This window comes from Actinacidiphila sp. bgisy160 (assembly GCF_057707815.1).
Genome location: NZ_JBYIQW010000071.1, coordinates 16,961 through 33,639 on the forward strand (window position 1 = coordinate 16,961; position 16,679 = coordinate 33,639).

Here is a 16,679-nt window from a genome sequence, read left to right on the forward strand (position 1 = left end):
GCGATGCCGACGGTGTCTACGAGCGTGATCGTCACCCGTACCGTGGAAGAGGTCTTCGACTTCCTTGCCGACGCCCGCAACCTGGCGTCGTGGAACTCCGGTATCGCCGCCGTCGCGGCGGATGCCGTACCCCCAGGCGAGCGGGCCGTCTACCGCTACCACTATCCGGGCCGCCACCGGGAGCACCGGCTGGTCTGCTCGGTCTACCAGCCCTGCCGGCGGATCGCCTACCGCGGCCGGCGGATGTGGAGCCCGCTGGGCACCCAGACACCCGAGTTCGCGTTCCGGATGCTGCCGCACTCGCGGGGCGCGTTCGTACAGCTCCAGGTCACCTGCCGGCTCGGCGGAGGCATGCTGCTGCTGGGCCCTTTCCTGGGCTGGGCCTGGCGCCGCGATCTCCCGGAGGACGCGCGCCGGCTGCGCGAGGCACTGGGCGACCACAGCATGACGCCGCCGCCCCCGCTGCCGCTGCCGCCACCACCCGCGCCGGCCGCGGGACCGCTCCGGACGGCCCGGGCCCGGGCGCCGGCACCGGCGGGTGCCGTCCCCGCGCCACCGGCCAGGGGTCTGCGCCGTGCGATGGCCCGTGTAGCAGGTCAGGGCCGGATCGGCACGGGCAGCTGACGGATCCGGTGGAATCCCGGCCGCCGGGCCGGTTCGCTGACAGGCTGGACGCCGTACGTGCCCCCCGCACCACAGCACAGAGAGGAACCGCAGATGGCGGAGCAGGCCCGCATCGGCGTCACCGGACTCGCGGTCATGGGCCGCAACCTGGCCCGGAACCTCGCGCGGCACGGCCATCCCGTGGCCTTGTACAACCGCACCCCGGCCAGGACGCGCTCCCTGGTGGAGGAGTTCGGCGGCGAGGGCGAGTTCCATCCGGCGGAGTCCCTCAAGGAGTTCGTCGACTCACTCGAACGGCCCAGGCGCATCATCATCATGGTCAAGGCCGGCGCCCCCACCGACGCCGTGATCGACGAACTGGTGCCGCTGCTGGAGCCCGGCGACATGGTCGTCGACGGCGGCAACGCCGACTACCGCGACACCCGGCGCCGGGAGAAGGCGCTGCGCGACCAGGGTCTGCACTTCGTCGGCACCGGGATCTCCGGTGGCGAGGAGGGCGCCCTCAACGGTCCCTCGATCATGCCGGGCGGCTCGGCGGAGTCCTACGAGTCCCTCGGCCCGATCCTCGAGGACATCGCCGCCAAGGTCGACGGGGTGCCCTGCTGCACCCACGTCGGCCCGGACGGCGCCGGACACTTCGTCAAGATGGTCCACAACGGCATCGAGTACTCCGACATGCAGCTCATCGCCGAGGCCTACGACCTGCTGCGGCACGCCGCGGGCAAGCGGCCGGGCGAGGTCGCGGAGATCTTCCGCACCTGGAACTCCGGCCGCCTGGAGTCGTACCTCGTCGAGATCACCGCGGAGGTGCTGGCGCACACGGACGCCGACACGGGCAAGCCGTTCGTCGACGTGGTGCTGGACCAGGCCGGCCAGAAGGGCACCGGCAGCTGGACGGTGCAGAACGCCCTGGAGTTCGGCGTCCCCGTCTCCGGCATCGCCGAGGCGGTCTTCGCGCGCTCGCTGTCCGGCAGCGCGGAGCTGCGGGCCACCTCGCACGGTCTGCCCGGACCGGCGGAGACCTGGCTGGACAGCGCGGCGGGCGACCGCTTCGCCGACGACGTCGAGCAGGCGCTGTACTCCTCGAAGATCGTCGCCTACGCCCAGGGGTTCAACCTGATCCAGGCGGGCAGCAAGGAGTTCGGCTGGGACATCGACGCGGGCTCGATGGCGACGATCTGGCGCGGCGGCTGCATCATCCGGGCGCGCTTCCTCAACCGCATCAAGGAGGCGTTCGACTCCGAGCCGGGCCGCCCCACCCTGCTGACGGACGCGCACTTCGCCGAGGCCCTCGGCAACGCGCAGGCGGCATGGCGGCGAGTCGTCTCCACGGCGGCGCAGCTCGGCGTCCCCGCGCCCGGGTTCTCGGCGGCCCTCGCGTACTACGACGCCCTGCGGGCGGAGCGGCTGCCCGCCGCCCTCATCCAGGGGCAGCGCGACTTCTTCGGCGCCCACACCTACAAGCGGGTGGACAAGCCCGGCTCCTTCCACACGCTGTGGGGTGGTGACCGCTCGGAGCACTCCGCCGGCTGACGCCCTCCGGCGCGTGGGCCCGGCCGCGGCCGGGTCTACGCGGCGGCCGGCGGGGTGATCGGCTGCTCCGCCCACACCGTCTTGCCCGTCTCCGTGTAGCGGGTGCCCTGGGCGTCGGTGAGCTGGGCGACGATGGACAGCCCCCGCCCGTCCTGGTCACTGGGCGCGGCGTGGCGCGGGAGCGGGGCGGCGCTGCAGGAGTCCGACACCTCGCAGACCAGCATCCGGTCGCGGATGAGGCGCAGCCGGATCGGCCCCGTGGAGTACCGGATGGCGTTGGTGACGAGTTCGCTGACGACCAGGGTGGTGGTGAAGGCCAGCTCCGGCAGCTTCCATTCGGTCAGCAGCCGGTCCGTCCAGGCCCGTGCGTCCGCCACCGCCGCGGGCTCGTTGGGCACCTCGCGGGTGGCGACGTCACCGGTGTCCAGGGCGCGGGTCCGGGCGGCGAGGAGCACCGGGTCCGTGCCGGGCGCGGCGGTGCGCAGGACGCCGTCGAGCACCGTCGCCGGGGTCGCGGCGGACGCGTCGGCGGCGGGCAGCACACGCAGCCCGGTGACCTGTTCGGCGGCCTGCGAACCGGCGGGGAGCTCGTCCGTGCCGCAGCTCAGCAGCAGCACGCTGCCGGGCGGCACGTCGCACTCGGTGACCGCGAGCCCGCCGGGGAGGGGCGCGTCCGCCTCCACCGTCTCCTGGGTCGTCTGGGGCTGGGCGGGGGCCGCGGCGGGGTGGCCGCCGCACGCCACCGTGCAGTGGCAGGCCACCGGGTCGTAGACGACGATCAGGCAGGTGTCGGCCTCGTCGCCGACGGGGGTCGCGGTGGGCCGGTGGAGCCGGGAGATGACCTCGCCGGGGCTCATGTCGAGCAGTACCAGCGCCCGGACCGCGGCCTTGAGCTGGCTCATCGCGGTCGCAGCGGAGACGCCCTGCCCGCGTACCGAACCCGTCACCAGCGCCACCCGGGCGCTGGGCAGCGGGATGACGTCCACCCAGGCTCCGGGGGCCGCGGACGGCGGCAGGTGTCCCCGGGGGTCCTCGATCGCGGTGAGCTCCGGGCCCTGCGGCGCCAGCAGGGCCTCCTGCAGGATCCGCCCGGCGGCGTTCCGGACCAGGCGCCGGCGGGCACCGTCGAGCAGCCGGGCGGCCCTGCGGGCCAGGCGGCCGGCCGCCACCAGGTCGGCCCGGGAGAACGCGGGCGAGCCCGTCGTCCGGTAGAAGGCCGCGACCCCGAGGACGACACCGGCGACGTCCAGCGGCACCACGAGCAGGGAGTGCGTGCCGGTGATCCGCAGCAACGGGGCGCGCACCGGGTCACGGGTGAGCCACCCCGTCTGCGGGCGGAGGTTCAGCACCAGGCGGGGGCGCAGATCGATCAGCGTCGCGTGGTACGGCGTCCTGGCCGGCAGGCTGCTGATCTCGCCGACCTCGTAGGCGCGCGGGATCGCGGCGCCCAGGGCCGCCCGGAAGGCCCCCCGGCGGAAGGCGAGCCCGGTGGCGGGCAGCCCGGAGATGGCCGCCTGCTCCGAGACGGTGGCGTCCGACACCTCGACGGCGGCGAAGTCGGCCATGGTCGGCACGGCGGAATCCACGAGCTGCTGGGCTGCGTCGTAGGACCACGGCCGGTCCACAGGGCCGTCCTGGGGCTGGAGGGTGGCACAAAGCATGACGGTGGCCTCGGGTGAGGTATGGGGTCGGTCGGCGGTTGGTAGGCATTTCAAACACCTGGCTTCGAGCCTGCCTCTCCGCCCCGGCGAACGCATCCCCGTCGATCCGCAGAGGTCATCGGCGTTTCCCCGCACATGTGACTGCGGGTTTCCCGCAGGACGGGCGACGCGGGCTGCCCGCCGCGCGCGCCGGATCTACCGTGTGTGGTATGGACGTCCTCAGCCGCCCCGACGGCAGGCAGTCGCACCCGGCCATCACGGTCGTACTCGCCGACGACCATCTCGTGGTGCGTGCGGGTATGCGGCTGCTGATGGCCGCCGACCCCGCCTTCGAGATCGTCGCCGAGACGTCCACCGTCCCCGAGACCCTGGACGCCGTCCGGCGCCACCACCCGCGCGTGCTGGTCCTGGACCTGACCATGTCCGGCAGGTCCAGCCTGCCGACGATCCCCGCGCTGCTGACCGAGTCGCCCCGGACGCGCATCCTGGTGCTCACCATGCAGGAGGACCCGGCGTTCGCCCGGGAGGCGCTGCGCACGGGAGCGGCCGGCTACCTGCTGAAGGAGGCCGCCGCCGAGGAACTGCTCGCCGCGGCCCACCATGTCGCCGGCGGCGCCACCTACGTGCAGCCCTCGCTGGGGGCGCGACTGGCCGTCGAGGACCTGGACCTGGCGGAACGGCACCACGAGGAGCCGCTCACCGACCGGGAGGCGCAGGTGCTGACGCTGCTGGCCCTGGGGCACACCAACCAGGAGATCGCCCGGCGTCTGTTCGTCTCCATACGGACCGTTGAGACCCACCGGTCGAGGCTGCGGGACAAGCTCGGCAAGGAGAGCCGGGCCGAGCTGATCGCCGCGGCCAGAGAGCGCGGGCTGGTGGCATGACGCCGTCCGGCCCTGGAAGGACCGGGACGCGCCTGGCCCTCGAGGGTCTGGGCACCGCCCTCCTGGCGGCGGCGACCGTCATGGAGGTCACGGACCGTTCGCAACGCTGGGAGCTCGGCCTCGCGCTGGCCGCCGCCGCCTGCTATCTGCCGCTCACGCCCCTGGTGGCGCCGCGGCAGCGGGTGTGGCTGGTGGTGGCCATCGCCTTCGCGCTGATGCTGACGGTCGCCGGCACGGTCCGCGTCGCCCAGCAGCCCTCGCTGAACGTGCTGCACGTGCTGCCGCTGCTGCTGGTCGCCTACGCCCTCTACGCCGTCCGTTCCTCGGCGCGCCGGGAGGCCGGCCTGCGCCGGGAGCGCGTCAGGGCGCGGCACGACGGCGAGGAGCGCGAGCGCCGTCGCTGGGCGCGCGAGCTGCACGACGACACCCTGCAGGAACTGGGCGCGGTCCAGGTGGTGCTGTCCTCCGCCGCGGCGGACGGACGGCCGGAGGCCATGCGGGAGGCCATCGAGCAGGCACGCGGCCTGGTCGGCAACCAGATCGCCTCGCTGCGGCACCTGATCGTCGACCTGCGCCCTGTGGTCCTGGACGAACTGGGACTGCGGCCGGCCCTGCAGGCGCTGTGCCGGCGCTCCTTCGAGACGTACGGCGTCCGCACCGAGTTGCGGCTCGGCGCGAACGCGGACACCGTCGGCGGCCGGCTCACCGCCGAGACGCAGGCGCAGATGTACCGGATCGTCCAGGAGGCGATCAACAACGCGGTGAAGCACGCCGAGCCGACCCGCGTCGTGGTCAGCCTGGAGAGCGACCAGCGGTTCGTGTACGTGTCGATCTCCGACAACGGGCACGGCATGCCCCCGGCGACCACCACGGGCCGCGGCACCTTCCGCGCCACCGAGCCCACGTCGGCGCAGACCCGGGGCATGGGCCTGTCCGCGATGCGCGAGCGCGCCGAGCTCATCGACGCCCGGCTCACCGTCCGCAGCGCCCCGGGCGAGGGCACGACCGTCGACCTGCGGGTGCCGTGCGGGCCGAGCAAGGTCACCGGCGAGGAGTGAGCGCGGCCCGCCTGCGCGGGCGCGGACCCCGACCGGCAGTATGGTGGCGTGCGACTGACGCCTGTGACCTGGGAACGACTGACCGAGGCCGTCGCGGACCGCGTGCTGGAGCTGACGCCGGACGACGGGGGCGAGCGCCCGAGGGTCGCGATCGACGGGGCGCCGGCCGCGCGTCCGGACGCGCTGGCGCAGGCGCTGGCGGAGGCGCTGCGACTGAGGGGCCGGCCGGTCGTACGGGTGCGGGCGGAGACCTACTGGCGGCCCGCCTCGCAGCGCTACGAACTGGGGCGCCAGGATTCCGACGCCTACTACGAGCGCTGGCTGGACACCGGGGCGTTGTGGCGGGAGGTCTTCGACCCGCTCGCGCCCGGGGGCACCGGGCGGGTGCTGCCCTCGTTGTGGGACCCGGCGACCGATCGCGCGACGCGGGCCGCCTACGAGGAACTGCCGCCCGGGGGCGTGCTGTTGCTGGAGGGCGCACTCCTGCAGGGCTACGGCTTTCCCTTCGACCTCAGTGTCCATCTGCGGATGTCGGGGGCGGCCCTGGCCCGCCGCACGCCGGAGGACGAGCGCTGGACGCTCCCGGCGTACGCCCGCTACGAGCAGGAGGCGGCACCCGGCGAGACCGCGGACGTCCTGGTGCACACCGACGACCCGCGGCACCCGGCCTGGACCGGGTGACCCGGCGGCCCTTGCCCCACCCCGCCGCGACCGTTAGCGTCGCGGACCACCATGACTGTCGCCATCGCTCCGCTGACCACCGAGCACGCCCCCGAGGCAGCGGCCCTCCTCGACCGCTGGTACACCAGGGCCCGCAAGGCGCTGCCCCACCAGTCGGGCCGGACCACCGCGCCGCCGGCGGGCGAGGAACTGCTGGGCAGGATCCTGGCCGACCCGCAGGTGGAGGCCGTCCTCGCCCGGGGCGGCGACGGGGCGCTCACCGGCTACCTCGCCGCGACCCCGCTCGACCTCGCGGACGACGACCGGGCGGCGCTTCGCGCGCACCCGCGTTCGGCGCTCGTCTCCTACGGCGGGCACGCGCTGCGCGGCGGCCGGGACGGGGTGCGGGAGGACGTGCTGCGCGGGCTGTACGCGGCCGTGGCCGCGCGCCTGGTCGCGGAGCGCCGGCCGGTGCACTATGTGGACCTGCCGGCCGACGAGGCGATCGCCTCGGCCTGGTTCCGCACCGGCTTCGGCCTGGAACGGGTCCGGGGCCTGATGGCGGTGCGCCCGCGCGGGCGGCAGCCGCGCGGTGTGGACGCGCTGTCGGTGCGCCGGGCGGGGCCCGGCGACCTGGACCGGATCGGGCGGATGGCGGTCGAGGCGGCGCGCGCGGACCGCGGTACGGCGGTCTTCCGGCCGCAGCCCGAGGGGGCGTTGGCCAGACTGCGGACGCACTACGCGGACGCCCTGGCCGACGCGCGCTGCGGGGCGTGGGTCGCCGCCCGCCGCGGGGAGGAGATCGGCATGGTGGTGCTGACGCCGGCGGTGCCGGGCCCGGTCGTACCCGACGGATGCGTGGAACTGGCCGAGGCGTACGTGACGCAGGCCGCGCGGGGCGAGGGCATCAGCCGGGTGCTGCTCGCGACGGCGCTGGCGTGGGCGTACGACAACGGCCACCGGCACATCACGGCCAGCTGGCCGGCGGGTTCGCCGGTGTCGGCGGGACACTGGCCGGCGGTGGGCTTCAGGCCGGTGGCCTACCGGCTGCAGCGGGTGCTGGACCCGCGGATGTGCGGGACACCACAACGTTGACAGGTTTGCGTGGCGCGGAGCACTCCTCCTTCACTGTTAAACTAATTCCAGAACGTCCGGCGGACCCATGGAGCGTCCGCGGCGAACTCCCTGACTGCCCCGGCCAGATCCCCCCGTCCTGGCCGGGGCTTTCCCTTGTTCTTGGTCTTGACGTGACCGCGCGGAGTGCCCGCCCGGTCCCGCCCGCCCCTGCCCTCCCGTACGGCGTCGGCGCCTCGCTTCGGGTTCCGTCGTGAGGCGCCATTGCCATGGCGGATCGTCAGTTTCCGGGCCGCCGCCCGCCACCTGCCGCCGCCCGGGGTCGGGGGGCGGCGGTCAGGGGGTCACGGGGTCAGGGCGTGAGCGTCCACTTCTGGTTGGCGCCGCCGGTGCAGGTCCACAGTTGGAGCCGGGTGCCGTTGGCGGAGTTGTTGCCGGTGACGTCCACGCACTTGTCGGCCTGCGGGTTGACGATGTCGCGCGCACCGGTGAGGACCCACTTCTGGTTGGTGCTGCCGGCGCAGTCCCACAGCTGCAGCTGGGAGCCGTCGGCTGTGCCGAAGTCCTTGACGTCCAGGCACTTGCCCAGGGCGCGCAGGGTGCCGTCGGAGGCGGCGGTCCACTGCTGGGCGGCGGTGCCGTTGCAGTCGTAGAGCTGGACGGGGGTGCCGTTGGCCGGATTGGCCCCGGCGACGTCGACGCACTTGCCGGCCAGCCCCGTGATGCGGCCGGTCGTACCGCCCCCGCCCCCGCCGCTGTCGGAGGTGGTGACGCGGACGTAGTCCACGACCAGTTGCTGCGGGAAGGCGGTGCTGCCGTCGGGGTCGCCCGGCCAGTAGCCGCCCACCGCGAGATTGAGGATGACGAAGAACGGCTTGTTGAACACCCACTGGCGTCCGCCGAGGTCGGCCGGGGTGCGCCGCTGGTAGACGGTGCCGTCGACGGACCAGCTGATGGAGTCCGGGCTCCAGTCGATGGCGAAGGTGTGGAACGCGTCGGCGAAGGCCTGGCCGCCCGGCAGGGAGTAGCCGGCCCCGATGCCGCCGGAGCCGAAGTAGCCCGGGCCGTGGATCGTGCCGTGGACGGTGCCGGGCTCGAAGCCGACGTTCTCCATGATGTCGATCTCGCCGCTGGCGGGCCAGCCGACGTCGCCGATGTCGTTGCCCAGCATCCAGAACGCGGGCCACATGCCCTGGCCCCGCGGGACCTTCATCCGGGTCTCGACGTGGCCGTAGGTGGTGGTGAAGTGGCCCGCGGTGTTGAGCCGGGCGGAGGTGTACTGGCAACTGCCGTACCAGCACTGGTAGCCCGCGGGGTTCTCCTTGCGGGCGGTGATGACGAGGTGGCCCTGGCCGTCGAGGGCCGCGTTGCGGTTCCCGGCTGTGTAGTACTGCCGCTCGTGGTTGTTGACGTTGTCGCCGGTCTCGATCTGCCACTTGCCGCCGTCGACGGCGCTGCCGGCCGGACCGTCGAACTCGTCGGCGAAGGTGGTGACGGCGGCGGTGGCGGCGGGGGCCGCGGAAAGGGGGCGGTCGGCGGGACCGGCGGTGGTGAGGGCGGCGAGGGCGAGGAGGCCGGCGGCGCCGGCGGCGAGCAGGCCGCGGGCGCGCGGGAGCCGGCGCGGGCGGAGGTGTGGGCGGGGGTGTGGGGGGAGTGCCTTCACAGGGACGCTGCCTTTCGGTGCGGTCGTGGGGGCGGCGGACGGAGGCCGGGTGCTCAAGACATGCACCTGACATTGCTTGAAGCCTCGTGCGTGGGGGCACGGGATTCTCGTCCGCCTTTGTTCAAGGCTTAGTTCACGCCGTGATTGAACTGCCGCCCCCAGACCCCGTCAAGAGGTCTGGACCAAGAAGGGCGGACAGGCCCGCGCGGAGTGCCCGCCCGGTCCCCGCCCGCCCCTGCCCCCTGCCTGCGGCGCGGCGCGTCACGTACCGGGCTTGCGCCCGTACACGTACACGTCGTCACCGTTCCTCAGCAGGCTCCAGTACTTCTTTGCGTCCGCCTTGCGCATGTTCACGCAGCCGTGCGATCCCGGCGGGGACCACACGCTCCCCGCGATCGAGTGGAACGCCTGTCCCCCGTCGAAGAACTGGCTGTAGGGCATGGCGACGTTGTACAGCGTCGACCAGTGGTCGATGTGCCGCCAGTAGATCTTCTTCGAGCCGGTGCGGGTCTCGTAGCCGTTGCGGCCCGTCCGCACCGGAACCGGCCCGAACCTCAGCTTCTTGCCGTCCTGTATCCAGCTCAGCTGCCGCGTGAGGTCCACGCACGCGATCCGCCCCTTGTCGGTGGGGCACTTGCCGGCCTTGTTGGGATTGCTGCCCGCGGCCTTCTGGGCGTTCATGATCTTCATGACGCCCCAGGTCACGGGGCCCGCGTAGCCGATGTTCGGGGATATCCCGTACTTCGTCTGGAAGGCGCGTATCGCCTTGCAGTCGGCCGCCGACTGCTTCCCGTCCACCGGCCGCCCCAGGAACTTCTCCACCTGCTTCTGGTACGGCCCCTTGCTCTTCGTGCACGACGCGGCCTGCGCCGTGCCGCCCCCCGCCACGACCGGTGTCACGGCCATCACCGCCACCGCGAGGGCGGCCCCCGCCCGTCGTCCCGCTGACGCTCCCGCTCTCATCGCATCCCCTTCCCCGGTGAGGCCCTCGCGCGACGGCCTCACCCCCTAGGACAATCGTGAGGCGCCGGAGGTTGCGGAACGACCGGTGCGGAAAAGGGTGTTGCCGGGCCGTCAGGCGCGCGGGGGGCCGTCCAGGACGTCGCGGACGATGCGCACGGCCTGCTCCGTGTCGGCGCGCGACACGTCCAGGTGGAAGACGAACCGCAGCCGCCCGGGGTAGCCGGCGCACTGCAGCCCGCGCCGCGCGAGGCGCTCCCGCACCTCCTCGGCGGACAGCCCCGGCGCCGGTTCGGCGAAGACCATGTTGGTCTGGGCGTCGCCGACCACCAGACCGGGCACGCCCTTGATCCCCGCCGCGAACAGCGCCGCGTTCGCGTGGTCCTCGGCGAGCCGCGCCACCTGGTGCTCCAGCGCGTACAGCGCGCCCGCCGCCACGATGCCCGCCTGTCGCATCCCGCCGCCGAGCGCCTTGCGCCAGCGCAGCGCCCGCGCCACGAACTCCCGGCTGCCCAGCAGCGCGGAGCCGACCGGGGCGCCCAGGCCCTTGCTGAAGCAGACCGAGACGCTGTCGAAGTGACCGGCGATCAGCCGCGCCTGCTCGTACGGGTCGCCGGCGGCCGCCACCGCCGCGTTGAACAGCCGGGCCCCGTCGAGGTGCGTGGCCAGTCCGTGCTCGCGCGCCAGCCCGGTCGCGGCCCGCAGGTAGTCCACGGGGACGGCCCGGCCGCCGATGGTGTCCTCCAGGCACAGCAGCCGGGTGCGCGGGAAGTGCGGGTCGTCCGGCTTCACCGCGGCCGCGATGTCGGCCGGGTCCAGCGTCCCGTCCGCCCGGTGGGGCAGCGGCTGCGGCTGGATCCCGCCGAGCACGGCACCGCCGCCGGCCTCCCAGCGGTACACGTGCGCCGACTGCCCGGCGATGTACTCGTCACCGCGCCCGCAGTGCGTCAGCAGCGCGCACAGGTTGCTCTGCGTCCCGGACGAGACGAACAGCGCGGCCTCGAAACCGAGCCGTTCGGCGATCCGGTCCTGGAGGGCGCGGACGGTGGGGTCGTCGGCGAAGACGTCGTCGCCCACCTCGGCTTCCGCCATGGCGCGGCGCATGGCCGCCCCCGGCCGCGTGACGGTGTCGCTGCGCAGGTCGATGACCCGTCCGGGCTGCTCATCGGTGACATCAGTGATCGGCATGCGTTCACCCTGCCATGCCCGCCCATCGGTAGGATCGTCGGGTGAATTCGTACTGGCACGTCGTCCTTCCGCCGCTCCGCGCCTGACCGGGCGCACTCACTGACGGCTCGGACCTCCGCCCCACCGGCAGGCCCCCCGGCCACCAGGGGCGGTTGCGGTGCGCCCGTTCCGGATCCGTTTCCAACGATTCGTGACGAAAGGCCACCCCTCGTGCCGGACAACACTCCCTCCCTCGGCCCCGCACGCCCGCTCGCGCCCGGGGCTGCCGCCTTCCGGCCGCGGTTCGTCCACGGCGTGCTTCCGATCCTCGCCGCCGCGCTGCTGTGGGGCACCACCGGCACCGCCGCGTCCTTCGCGCCCGCGGGCGCCCCGCCCGCCGCGGTCGGCGGCGCCGGACTCACCCTCGGTGGGCTCCTGCTCCTGGCCGGGGCGCGGGGAGCACGGACCCTGCTGCGCACCGTGGGGCGCCGCGGACTGGCGCTGCTCGCCGTCGGCGCCCTGGCCGTCGCCGGTTACCCGCTCTCCTTCTACCCGGCGGTCTCCCGCACCGGGGTCGCCGTGGCCACCGTCATCGCCCTGGGGAGCGCGCCGGTCTTCACCGGGCTGTCGGCCTGGGCGGCGGGTCTGCACCGCCCGAGCCGACAGTGGGCCGCCGCGACGGTCGTGGCCGTCATCGCCGGCGGGATGCTCGTGCTCGGCGGCGCGCACGCGGGTCCCGCGGCGCGCACGGACGCCGCGGGGGTGGCCCTGGCGGCCTTGGCCGGCTTCTCGTACGCGGTGTACTCCCTGGTCGGCGCGCACTTCATCGGACGTGGGCAGACGCCGGGCGCCGTGATGGGGGTGCTCTTCGGCTCCGCCGGTCTGCTGACCCTGCCGGTGGTGCTCGCCGCGGGTGTGGTGTGGCTCGGCACGCCGCGTGGCGCCGCGGTGGTGCTGCACCTCGCCGTGCTGACGACCTTCCTGGCCTACCGGCTGTTCGGCCACGGACTGCGGCACACGCCGGCCTGGGTCGCCACCACGCTCACCCTCGCCGAGCCCGCCGTGGCCGCCCTGCTCGGGGTGGCCGTGCTCGCGGAGCGGCCCACGCCGCTGTCGTGGGCGGGGCTGGGCGTCCTCGTCCTCGCCCTGGCGGTGCTGTCCCGCAGGGATCACTGACGGACGGCCGGACGGCGTGGGCCCCCGCCCCAGGTCACCGGGGCGGGACGTCGTCCACGCGCTCGCCCTCCGCCTGGGAGGGGGTCGTCCGGGGGACGTCCGGGTGGATCTCCATCGTGCTGCGTTCGGCGGGGTCGTAGATCCGTTCGCCCTCCGCCTGGGAGGGGGTCTCCGCGTAGAGGTACGGATCGGCGTCCGAGGACGTGGACTTCATGGCGGACCTCCTACGGTCGCTGTCTCCATCCTGCTCCCTCAGCCCCGGCGGGGCGAGACCAGCAGGAACGCCCGGCGCCGGCGGTCCTGGTGGAGCGTGCACTGCCAGCCGTACGCCTCCAGGACGTCCTGGCACCGGGCCAGCTCGGCCTCGGCGGTGCCGGAGGCGTCTCCGGCGGCATCCCCGGCGGCAAAGTGCCAGGACACCTCGGCGACCCCGCTCTGGGCGGAGGGCGCGACGGCGTAGCCCGCGGCCGAGGGCCGCCCCGCGGCGTCGCGCGCGGACGGGGGCCGGCCGGCCGCCTCCAGGGCCAGGGCGACGGCGTGGACGTGGCGCTCGCGTTCCCAGGGCGCGGGCCGCGTGGTGTCGCCTTCCTGCAGGACTCGGCGGATCTCCAGCAGCCCCGACCAGGCCGACGCGACCTCGGCGGCGCGCCCCGGGGTGGCGCCGCCCGTGCCGTGTCCGTCGTCGGCCGCGAAGCCGCGCTCGGGGGCCTTGGGCGACGGCGGCCGCGCCGGCTGCGGTGCCCGCGCCGCCGTCCCGGGCGCCGGCCCGGCGTCCGGGTGGGGAAGATCCACGCGGGTCAGTTCCGCGCGGACCCGGCGGCCCTCCTGGGTGAGGTAGTAGCCACCGGTGCGGCCGTACCGCACGGCGAGGCCCTGCCTGGTCAGCGCGGCGCAGGTCGCCTCGCGCGCGCTCACCTGGCCGGTGTTGGCGTCGGACTCCAGCAGGGCTCGGCGCTGGACGGCGGTCAGGGTCATGCGTCGCACCCTATGAGCCGGACGCCGAGACCGGGAATGCCCTACACTCGAAATCGAGCAGTTGTTCGAACGAGGTGGAGGCGGACACACCATGGTCGAAGCCGAGCCGCACCAGGACCCCGGGCCCTGCGTGCTCTACATCCGCTGCGGCGGTACCGACCCGGCGACCCTCGCGGCGCTCGCCGGGCTCGTCGGTCAGTTCACCCCCGTCGTCCGCGCCGAACCGCCGGACGCGGTCGTGGCCGACGTGCGCTCCGCGGTGAGCTTCTACGGCCTGCTGCCCGAGCAGCTCGCCCTCATGATCAGCACCCGGGCCTCCGCCCTGTACGACGTGAGCCTCACGATCGGCGTCGCAGGGAGCCGTACGGTCGCCGCCATGGCCGCGTACGACGTCCTCGTCGGCCGGATCCGCGCCGTCGACTCCGACCCGCGGGCCGTCGCCGGTTTCCTGCGCGCCAAGCCGGTCGCGGCGCTCCCCGGGATCACCGCGGAGGCCGTCCGCGCGCTGATCGCGGCCGGGCTGGACACCGTCGGAGCGGTCGCCGCGGCGCCGCTGCCCGACATCCAGGCGATCCTTGGCGCCGCTCCCGGACGCGGCGTGTGGGAACGCGCGCACGGCCTCGACCCCGCCCCGATCACCCCGGAGCACCCACCCGGCTCGCTCGCTGCCGACCGCCTCTTCACCGCCGACGCCACCGACCACGGCGCGCTGAGCCGGGCCGTCCTCGAACTCGGGCTCGGCCTCGGCGACCGGCTGCGCGGCACCGGCCGTACGGCCACCGGGCTCACCCTGACCGTCCGGCTCGCCGGCGGCTCGTCCGTCAGCCGCAGCCGCACCCTGCCGGAGCCCACCTCCGACCCCGGCGAACTCGCCGAGGCCGCCTACGCCATGCACGAGGCCCTCGGCGCTCACGGCGCCCCCGTGCGCGCCGTGGCCCTGCGCGCCGAGGGGCTGTCCGCGGCCGACCCGCACCGGGCCCGTCCCGTGCCCGTGGGGGCGGGCCGGGGCCGGGCCGTGCTGCCGTCGACCTTCGCCGATCCGCCCGGGAGCGGCCCCGCTCAGGAGGAGCGCCGGCTGTCCTCGTGAAGCGCCTCCAGTACGGCGGCCATCACCTCGGCGCCGTCCAGCGGACGCGGCAGCGGGCCACTCCTGGCCTGCGCCATGTCCGCGAAGCAGGCGTCGCACACGGCGAGCGGGAGATGGCGGATACCGCAGTCGCGGACGGTGTCGTCCTCCCGCCCGCAGACGTCGCACCCCGATGATGCCGCCATGTGTTCGATACTGCCCCGTCCCGGCGTTTCGCGACAGGGCGCGACCGGTTGGCGACGTCCCGTCAGAATCCGCTGTGGCTCGGGCACTTGACCCGGCCAGTGACTCCGCGCCAATCCTGTGTGTGGTGCTGTCCCTGCCGCACCTGGTCGCCGAGCTCTCCGACGAGGAGCGCGCGCGACGCGTCAGGGTGCACACCGGCGCGATGCTGGTCGCCGACGGCGTCGGCAACTTCCTCAAGATCCGTCTGCCGGTCCCGCTCGACGACGGCCGCACCGTGAACCATCTCGTCTGGGCATATCCCGAGGCCCCGGTGATCGGGGAGGTCGTCGCCAGGGTCCGCGACGACACCCTGACCGGACACCGCTTCGAGGGCCTGCTGTGCAACGCCATCGGACCCCGGGGCGAGGACGTGCTGCGCGCACCCGTCGTCCTGGAGGGCCGGCCTGCCGTCCGAGCCGGGAGCCGCTGCGAGGTGGTCGAGTCCGGGGACCCGCTGCTGGACAAGGTGCTGCGGGAGCGCCGGCCCGCGCGGTTCGTGCTCGACGACGGCTTCGACCACTGACCCAGCCCGGTTGTCCGGGGCAACGGCCTCACCTCGACGGTTGCGCCGCCGGAGGGATCGGGGCGAGGGTGGGGAGGGTACATACGTGACGAACCTCGAAACGGAGGTTCCCATGCGAATGAGCAAAGCCGACCTCTACACGCGGGACCTGAGGGAAGCGCGCTGGGTCAAGAGCAGCAGGAGTGGCTACCTGCCGGAGTGCGTCGAGGTGGCGGACCTCGGCGGCGGAGCCGTCGCGATCCGTGACTCGAACAACAGGGAGCTGCCGCCGCTGCGGTTCACCGCAGAGGAGTGGACGGCGTTCCGGGAGGGTGTGCGCGCGGGCGAGTTCGGTTAGCACCCCTCACCCCTCGGGCGTTCGGCGGGCCGGCGAACCGGCCCGCCGCGCCTGTCAGGCGTCCAGCGGGCCGCTTCGTGATCACACACTCGGCGTGGGACGGCCCGGCTCAGTCGAGGGCCGCACAACGGCGAGGACGCGGGCCGGTGCGTGGCGGCCGCAGGCTGGGCTGCTGGTGCGAGCCCGAGCCGTGCCACGCGCAGGTCGTCGCGGAACTCGCGGACGCCTTCTGACGTCCCGGTGCCCGGCACGGCCGGACGGGGGTGTCCTGATCCGAGGGTCGCGCGTCCCTCCGGCATCCGGCGGGGTCGGCCGCCGCGCCCGACGATGGACTCCTCGGCACCGGGCGCCCCGCCCGGACGCCGGCGGAACCCGCAAACCTGTCAGGAGATTCGACGTGGCTGAAATCATCGCGGACATAGAGGTGCCCGGCACCCGGCTCGTGACGGAGGCGACCGAACTCGTGCGCAAGGCCGCCGACCCGGTGGTCTACCACCACTCCCGCCGGGTGTACTTCTGGGCGTCGATGCGCGGCCGCAACCGCGGCTGGGACTTCGACCCCGAGCTGCTGTACGTCGGCGCCCTCTTCCACGACCTCGGACTGACCGACGCCTACGCCCGTACCGACCAGCGCTTCGAGATCGACGGCGCCGACGAGGCCCGCCGCTTCCTGCTGGAGCACGGCGTCCCCGGGGACCGCGCGCGGCTGGTGTGGGAGGCGATCGCCCTGCACACCACCCCGGAGATCCCGTGGCACATGGCCCCCGAGATCGCCCTGGTCACCTCGGGCGTCGAGGTCGACGTCCTGGGCATCGGGTACGACGAGATCACCCCGGAGGAGCGCGAGGCGGTCGTCGCCGTCCACCCGCGGCCCGACTTCAAGAACAACATCCTCAAGGAGTTCACCCACGGCATCGCGCCGCGCCCGGACACCACGTTCGGGAACGTCAAGGCCGACGTCCTGGAGCGTTTCGTGCCGGGCTTCGTCCGCGGGAACTTCGTGGACACCATCCTGCGGTCCCCCTGGGCGGAGTGATCCCGCCGTCCCGGTGGCGGGTTGTCGTGGTCAGTC

19 protein-coding genes are annotated in these 16,679 nt (G+C 74.1%); 12 read left to right on the forward strand and 7 right to left on the reverse strand.

What is annotated here, in order from left to right; translation table 11 throughout:
- The first annotated feature begins 3 nt into the window (after positions 1–3).
- Both AC3EUJ_RS33570 and gndA read left to right on the forward strand, forming a co-directional pair.
- The gene (locus tag AC3EUJ_RS33570; protein ID WP_431968169.1) at positions 4–624 is read left to right on the forward strand and encodes an SRPBCC family protein; all 621 of its coding nucleotides are present in this window, start codon (positions 4–6) and stop codon (positions 622–624) included.
- Positions 625–717: 93 nt separating this feature from the next.
- Positions 718–2,157 (forward strand): NADP-dependent phosphogluconate dehydrogenase, encoded by a 1,440-nt coding sequence (gene gndA, locus AC3EUJ_RS33575; protein WP_431968171.1) that lies wholly within the window; start codon positions 718–720, stop codon positions 2,155–2,157.
- Between the two features lie 35 nt (positions 2,158–2,192).
- Here the strand turns inward: gndA and AC3EUJ_RS33580 are convergent, their stop codons facing one another.
- Positions 2,193–3,782, reverse strand: a complete 1,590-nt coding sequence (locus tag AC3EUJ_RS33580; RefSeq protein WP_431968173.1) for an ATP-binding SpoIIE family protein phosphatase — start codon at positions 3,780–3,782, stop codon at positions 2,193–2,195.
- 245 nt (positions 3,783–4,027) lie between these two features.
- On the opposite strand from AC3EUJ_RS33580, the gene AC3EUJ_RS33585 reads away from it, so the two are divergent.
- Genes AC3EUJ_RS33585 through AC3EUJ_RS33600 form a run of 4 tightly spaced genes read left to right on the forward strand, consistent with a single transcriptional unit; the run spans position 4,028 to position 7,515 of the window.
- Positions 4,028–4,702: a response regulator gene (locus AC3EUJ_RS33585; protein ID WP_431968175.1), complete on the forward strand. Its 675-nt coding sequence runs from the start codon at positions 4,028–4,030 to the stop codon at positions 4,700–4,702.
- Positions 4,699–5,760: a sensor histidine kinase gene (locus AC3EUJ_RS33590; RefSeq protein ID WP_431968177.1), complete on the forward strand. Its 1,062-nt coding sequence runs from the start codon at positions 4,699–4,701 to the stop codon at positions 5,758–5,760. Before AC3EUJ_RS33585 ends, AC3EUJ_RS33590 begins: the two co-directional genes overlap by 4 nt.
- Positions 5,761–5,808: 48 nt before the next feature.
- Positions 5,809–6,441 carry a nucleoside/nucleotide kinase family protein gene (locus AC3EUJ_RS33595; protein WP_431968179.1) on the forward strand — a complete coding sequence of 211 codons (633 nt, stop codon included), beginning with the start codon at positions 5,809–5,811 and terminating at the stop codon, positions 6,439–6,441.
- Between the two features lie 51 nt (positions 6,442–6,492).
- A complete protein-coding gene (locus tag AC3EUJ_RS33600) occupies positions 6,493–7,515 on the forward strand; it encodes a GNAT family N-acetyltransferase (RefSeq protein ID WP_431968181.1) in 1,023 nt (340 codons plus the stop codon).
- Positions 7,516–7,846: 331 nt separating this feature from the next.
- Here AC3EUJ_RS33600 and AC3EUJ_RS33605 read toward each other — a convergent pair whose 3' ends face one another.
- The 3 genes from AC3EUJ_RS33605 to ltaE form a co-directional block, all read right to left on the reverse strand.
- Positions 7,847–9,157, reverse strand: a complete 1,311-nt coding sequence (locus AC3EUJ_RS33605) for a ricin-type beta-trefoil lectin domain protein (RefSeq protein WP_431968183.1) — start codon at positions 9,155–9,157, stop codon at positions 7,847–7,849.
- 261 nt (positions 9,158–9,418) lie between these two features.
- Positions 9,419–10,063 (reverse strand): L,D-transpeptidase family protein, encoded by a 645-nt coding sequence (locus tag AC3EUJ_RS33610; RefSeq protein ID WP_431968185.1) that lies wholly within the window; start codon positions 10,061–10,063, stop codon positions 9,419–9,421.
- A gap of 168 nt (positions 10,064–10,231) precedes the next feature.
- Entirely contained in the window at positions 10,232–11,305 is a 1,074-nt protein-coding gene (ltaE, locus tag AC3EUJ_RS33615) for a low-specificity L-threonine aldolase (protein ID WP_431968187.1), read from the reverse strand.
- A 210-nt stretch (positions 11,306–11,515) separates the two neighbouring features.
- On the opposite strand from ltaE, the gene AC3EUJ_RS33620 reads away from it, so the two are divergent.
- Entirely contained in the window at positions 11,516–12,460 is a 945-nt protein-coding gene (locus tag AC3EUJ_RS33620) for an EamA family transporter (protein WP_431968189.1), read from the forward strand.
- A gap of 34 nt (positions 12,461–12,494) precedes the next feature.
- Here the strand turns inward: AC3EUJ_RS33620 and AC3EUJ_RS33625 are convergent, their stop codons facing one another.
- Positions 12,495–12,674 (reverse strand): hypothetical protein, encoded by a 180-nt coding sequence (locus tag AC3EUJ_RS33625; protein WP_431968191.1) that lies wholly within the window; start codon positions 12,672–12,674, stop codon positions 12,495–12,497.
- A 38-nt stretch (positions 12,675–12,712) separates the two neighbouring features.
- The gene (locus AC3EUJ_RS33630; RefSeq protein WP_431968193.1) at positions 12,713–13,435 is read right to left on the reverse strand and encodes a hypothetical protein; all 723 of its coding nucleotides are present in this window, start codon (positions 13,433–13,435) and stop codon (positions 12,713–12,715) included.
- 91 nt (positions 13,436–13,526) lie between these two features.
- Here AC3EUJ_RS33630 and AC3EUJ_RS33635 point away from each other — a divergent pair, with 91 nt between their 5' ends.
- Complete coding sequence (locus tag AC3EUJ_RS33635; protein ID WP_431968195.1) at positions 13,527–14,522, forward strand: DNA polymerase Y family protein; 996 nt, start codon at positions 13,527–13,529, stop codon at positions 14,520–14,522.
- Here AC3EUJ_RS33635 and AC3EUJ_RS33640 read toward each other — a convergent pair.
- A complete protein-coding gene (locus tag AC3EUJ_RS33640; protein WP_431968197.1) occupies positions 14,495–14,707 on the reverse strand; it encodes a hypothetical protein in 213 nt (70 codons plus the stop codon). The two genes, AC3EUJ_RS33635 and AC3EUJ_RS33640, sit on opposite strands and share 28 nt — an antisense overlap.
- A 125-nt stretch (positions 14,708–14,832) precedes the next feature.
- Between AC3EUJ_RS33640 and AC3EUJ_RS33645 the strand changes: the two genes are divergently transcribed.
- The 4 genes from AC3EUJ_RS33645 to AC3EUJ_RS33660 all read left to right on the forward strand — a co-directional run bounded on the left by AC3EUJ_RS33645 (position 14,833) and on the right by AC3EUJ_RS33660 (position 16,643).
- Positions 14,833–15,270 (forward strand): hypothetical protein, encoded by a 438-nt coding sequence (locus tag AC3EUJ_RS33645; protein WP_431968199.1) that lies wholly within the window; start codon positions 14,833–14,835, stop codon positions 15,268–15,270.
- Positions 15,271–15,355: 85 nt separating this feature from the next.
- Positions 15,356–15,607, forward strand: a complete 252-nt coding sequence (locus AC3EUJ_RS33650; protein ID WP_488180990.1) for a DUF397 domain-containing protein — start codon at positions 15,356–15,358, stop codon at positions 15,605–15,607.
- Between the two features lie 146 nt (positions 15,608–15,753).
- Positions 15,754–15,840, forward strand: a complete 87-nt coding sequence (locus AC3EUJ_RS33655; RefSeq protein ID WP_431968205.1) for a DUF4326 domain-containing protein — start codon at positions 15,754–15,756, stop codon at positions 15,838–15,840.
- Positions 15,841–16,004: 164 nt separating this feature from the next.
- Positions 16,005–16,643, forward strand: coding sequence for an HD domain-containing protein (locus tag AC3EUJ_RS33660; protein ID WP_431968203.1), 639 nt, complete (start codon positions 16,005–16,007; stop codon positions 16,641–16,643).
- Positions 16,644–16,679 lie beyond the last annotated feature (36 nt).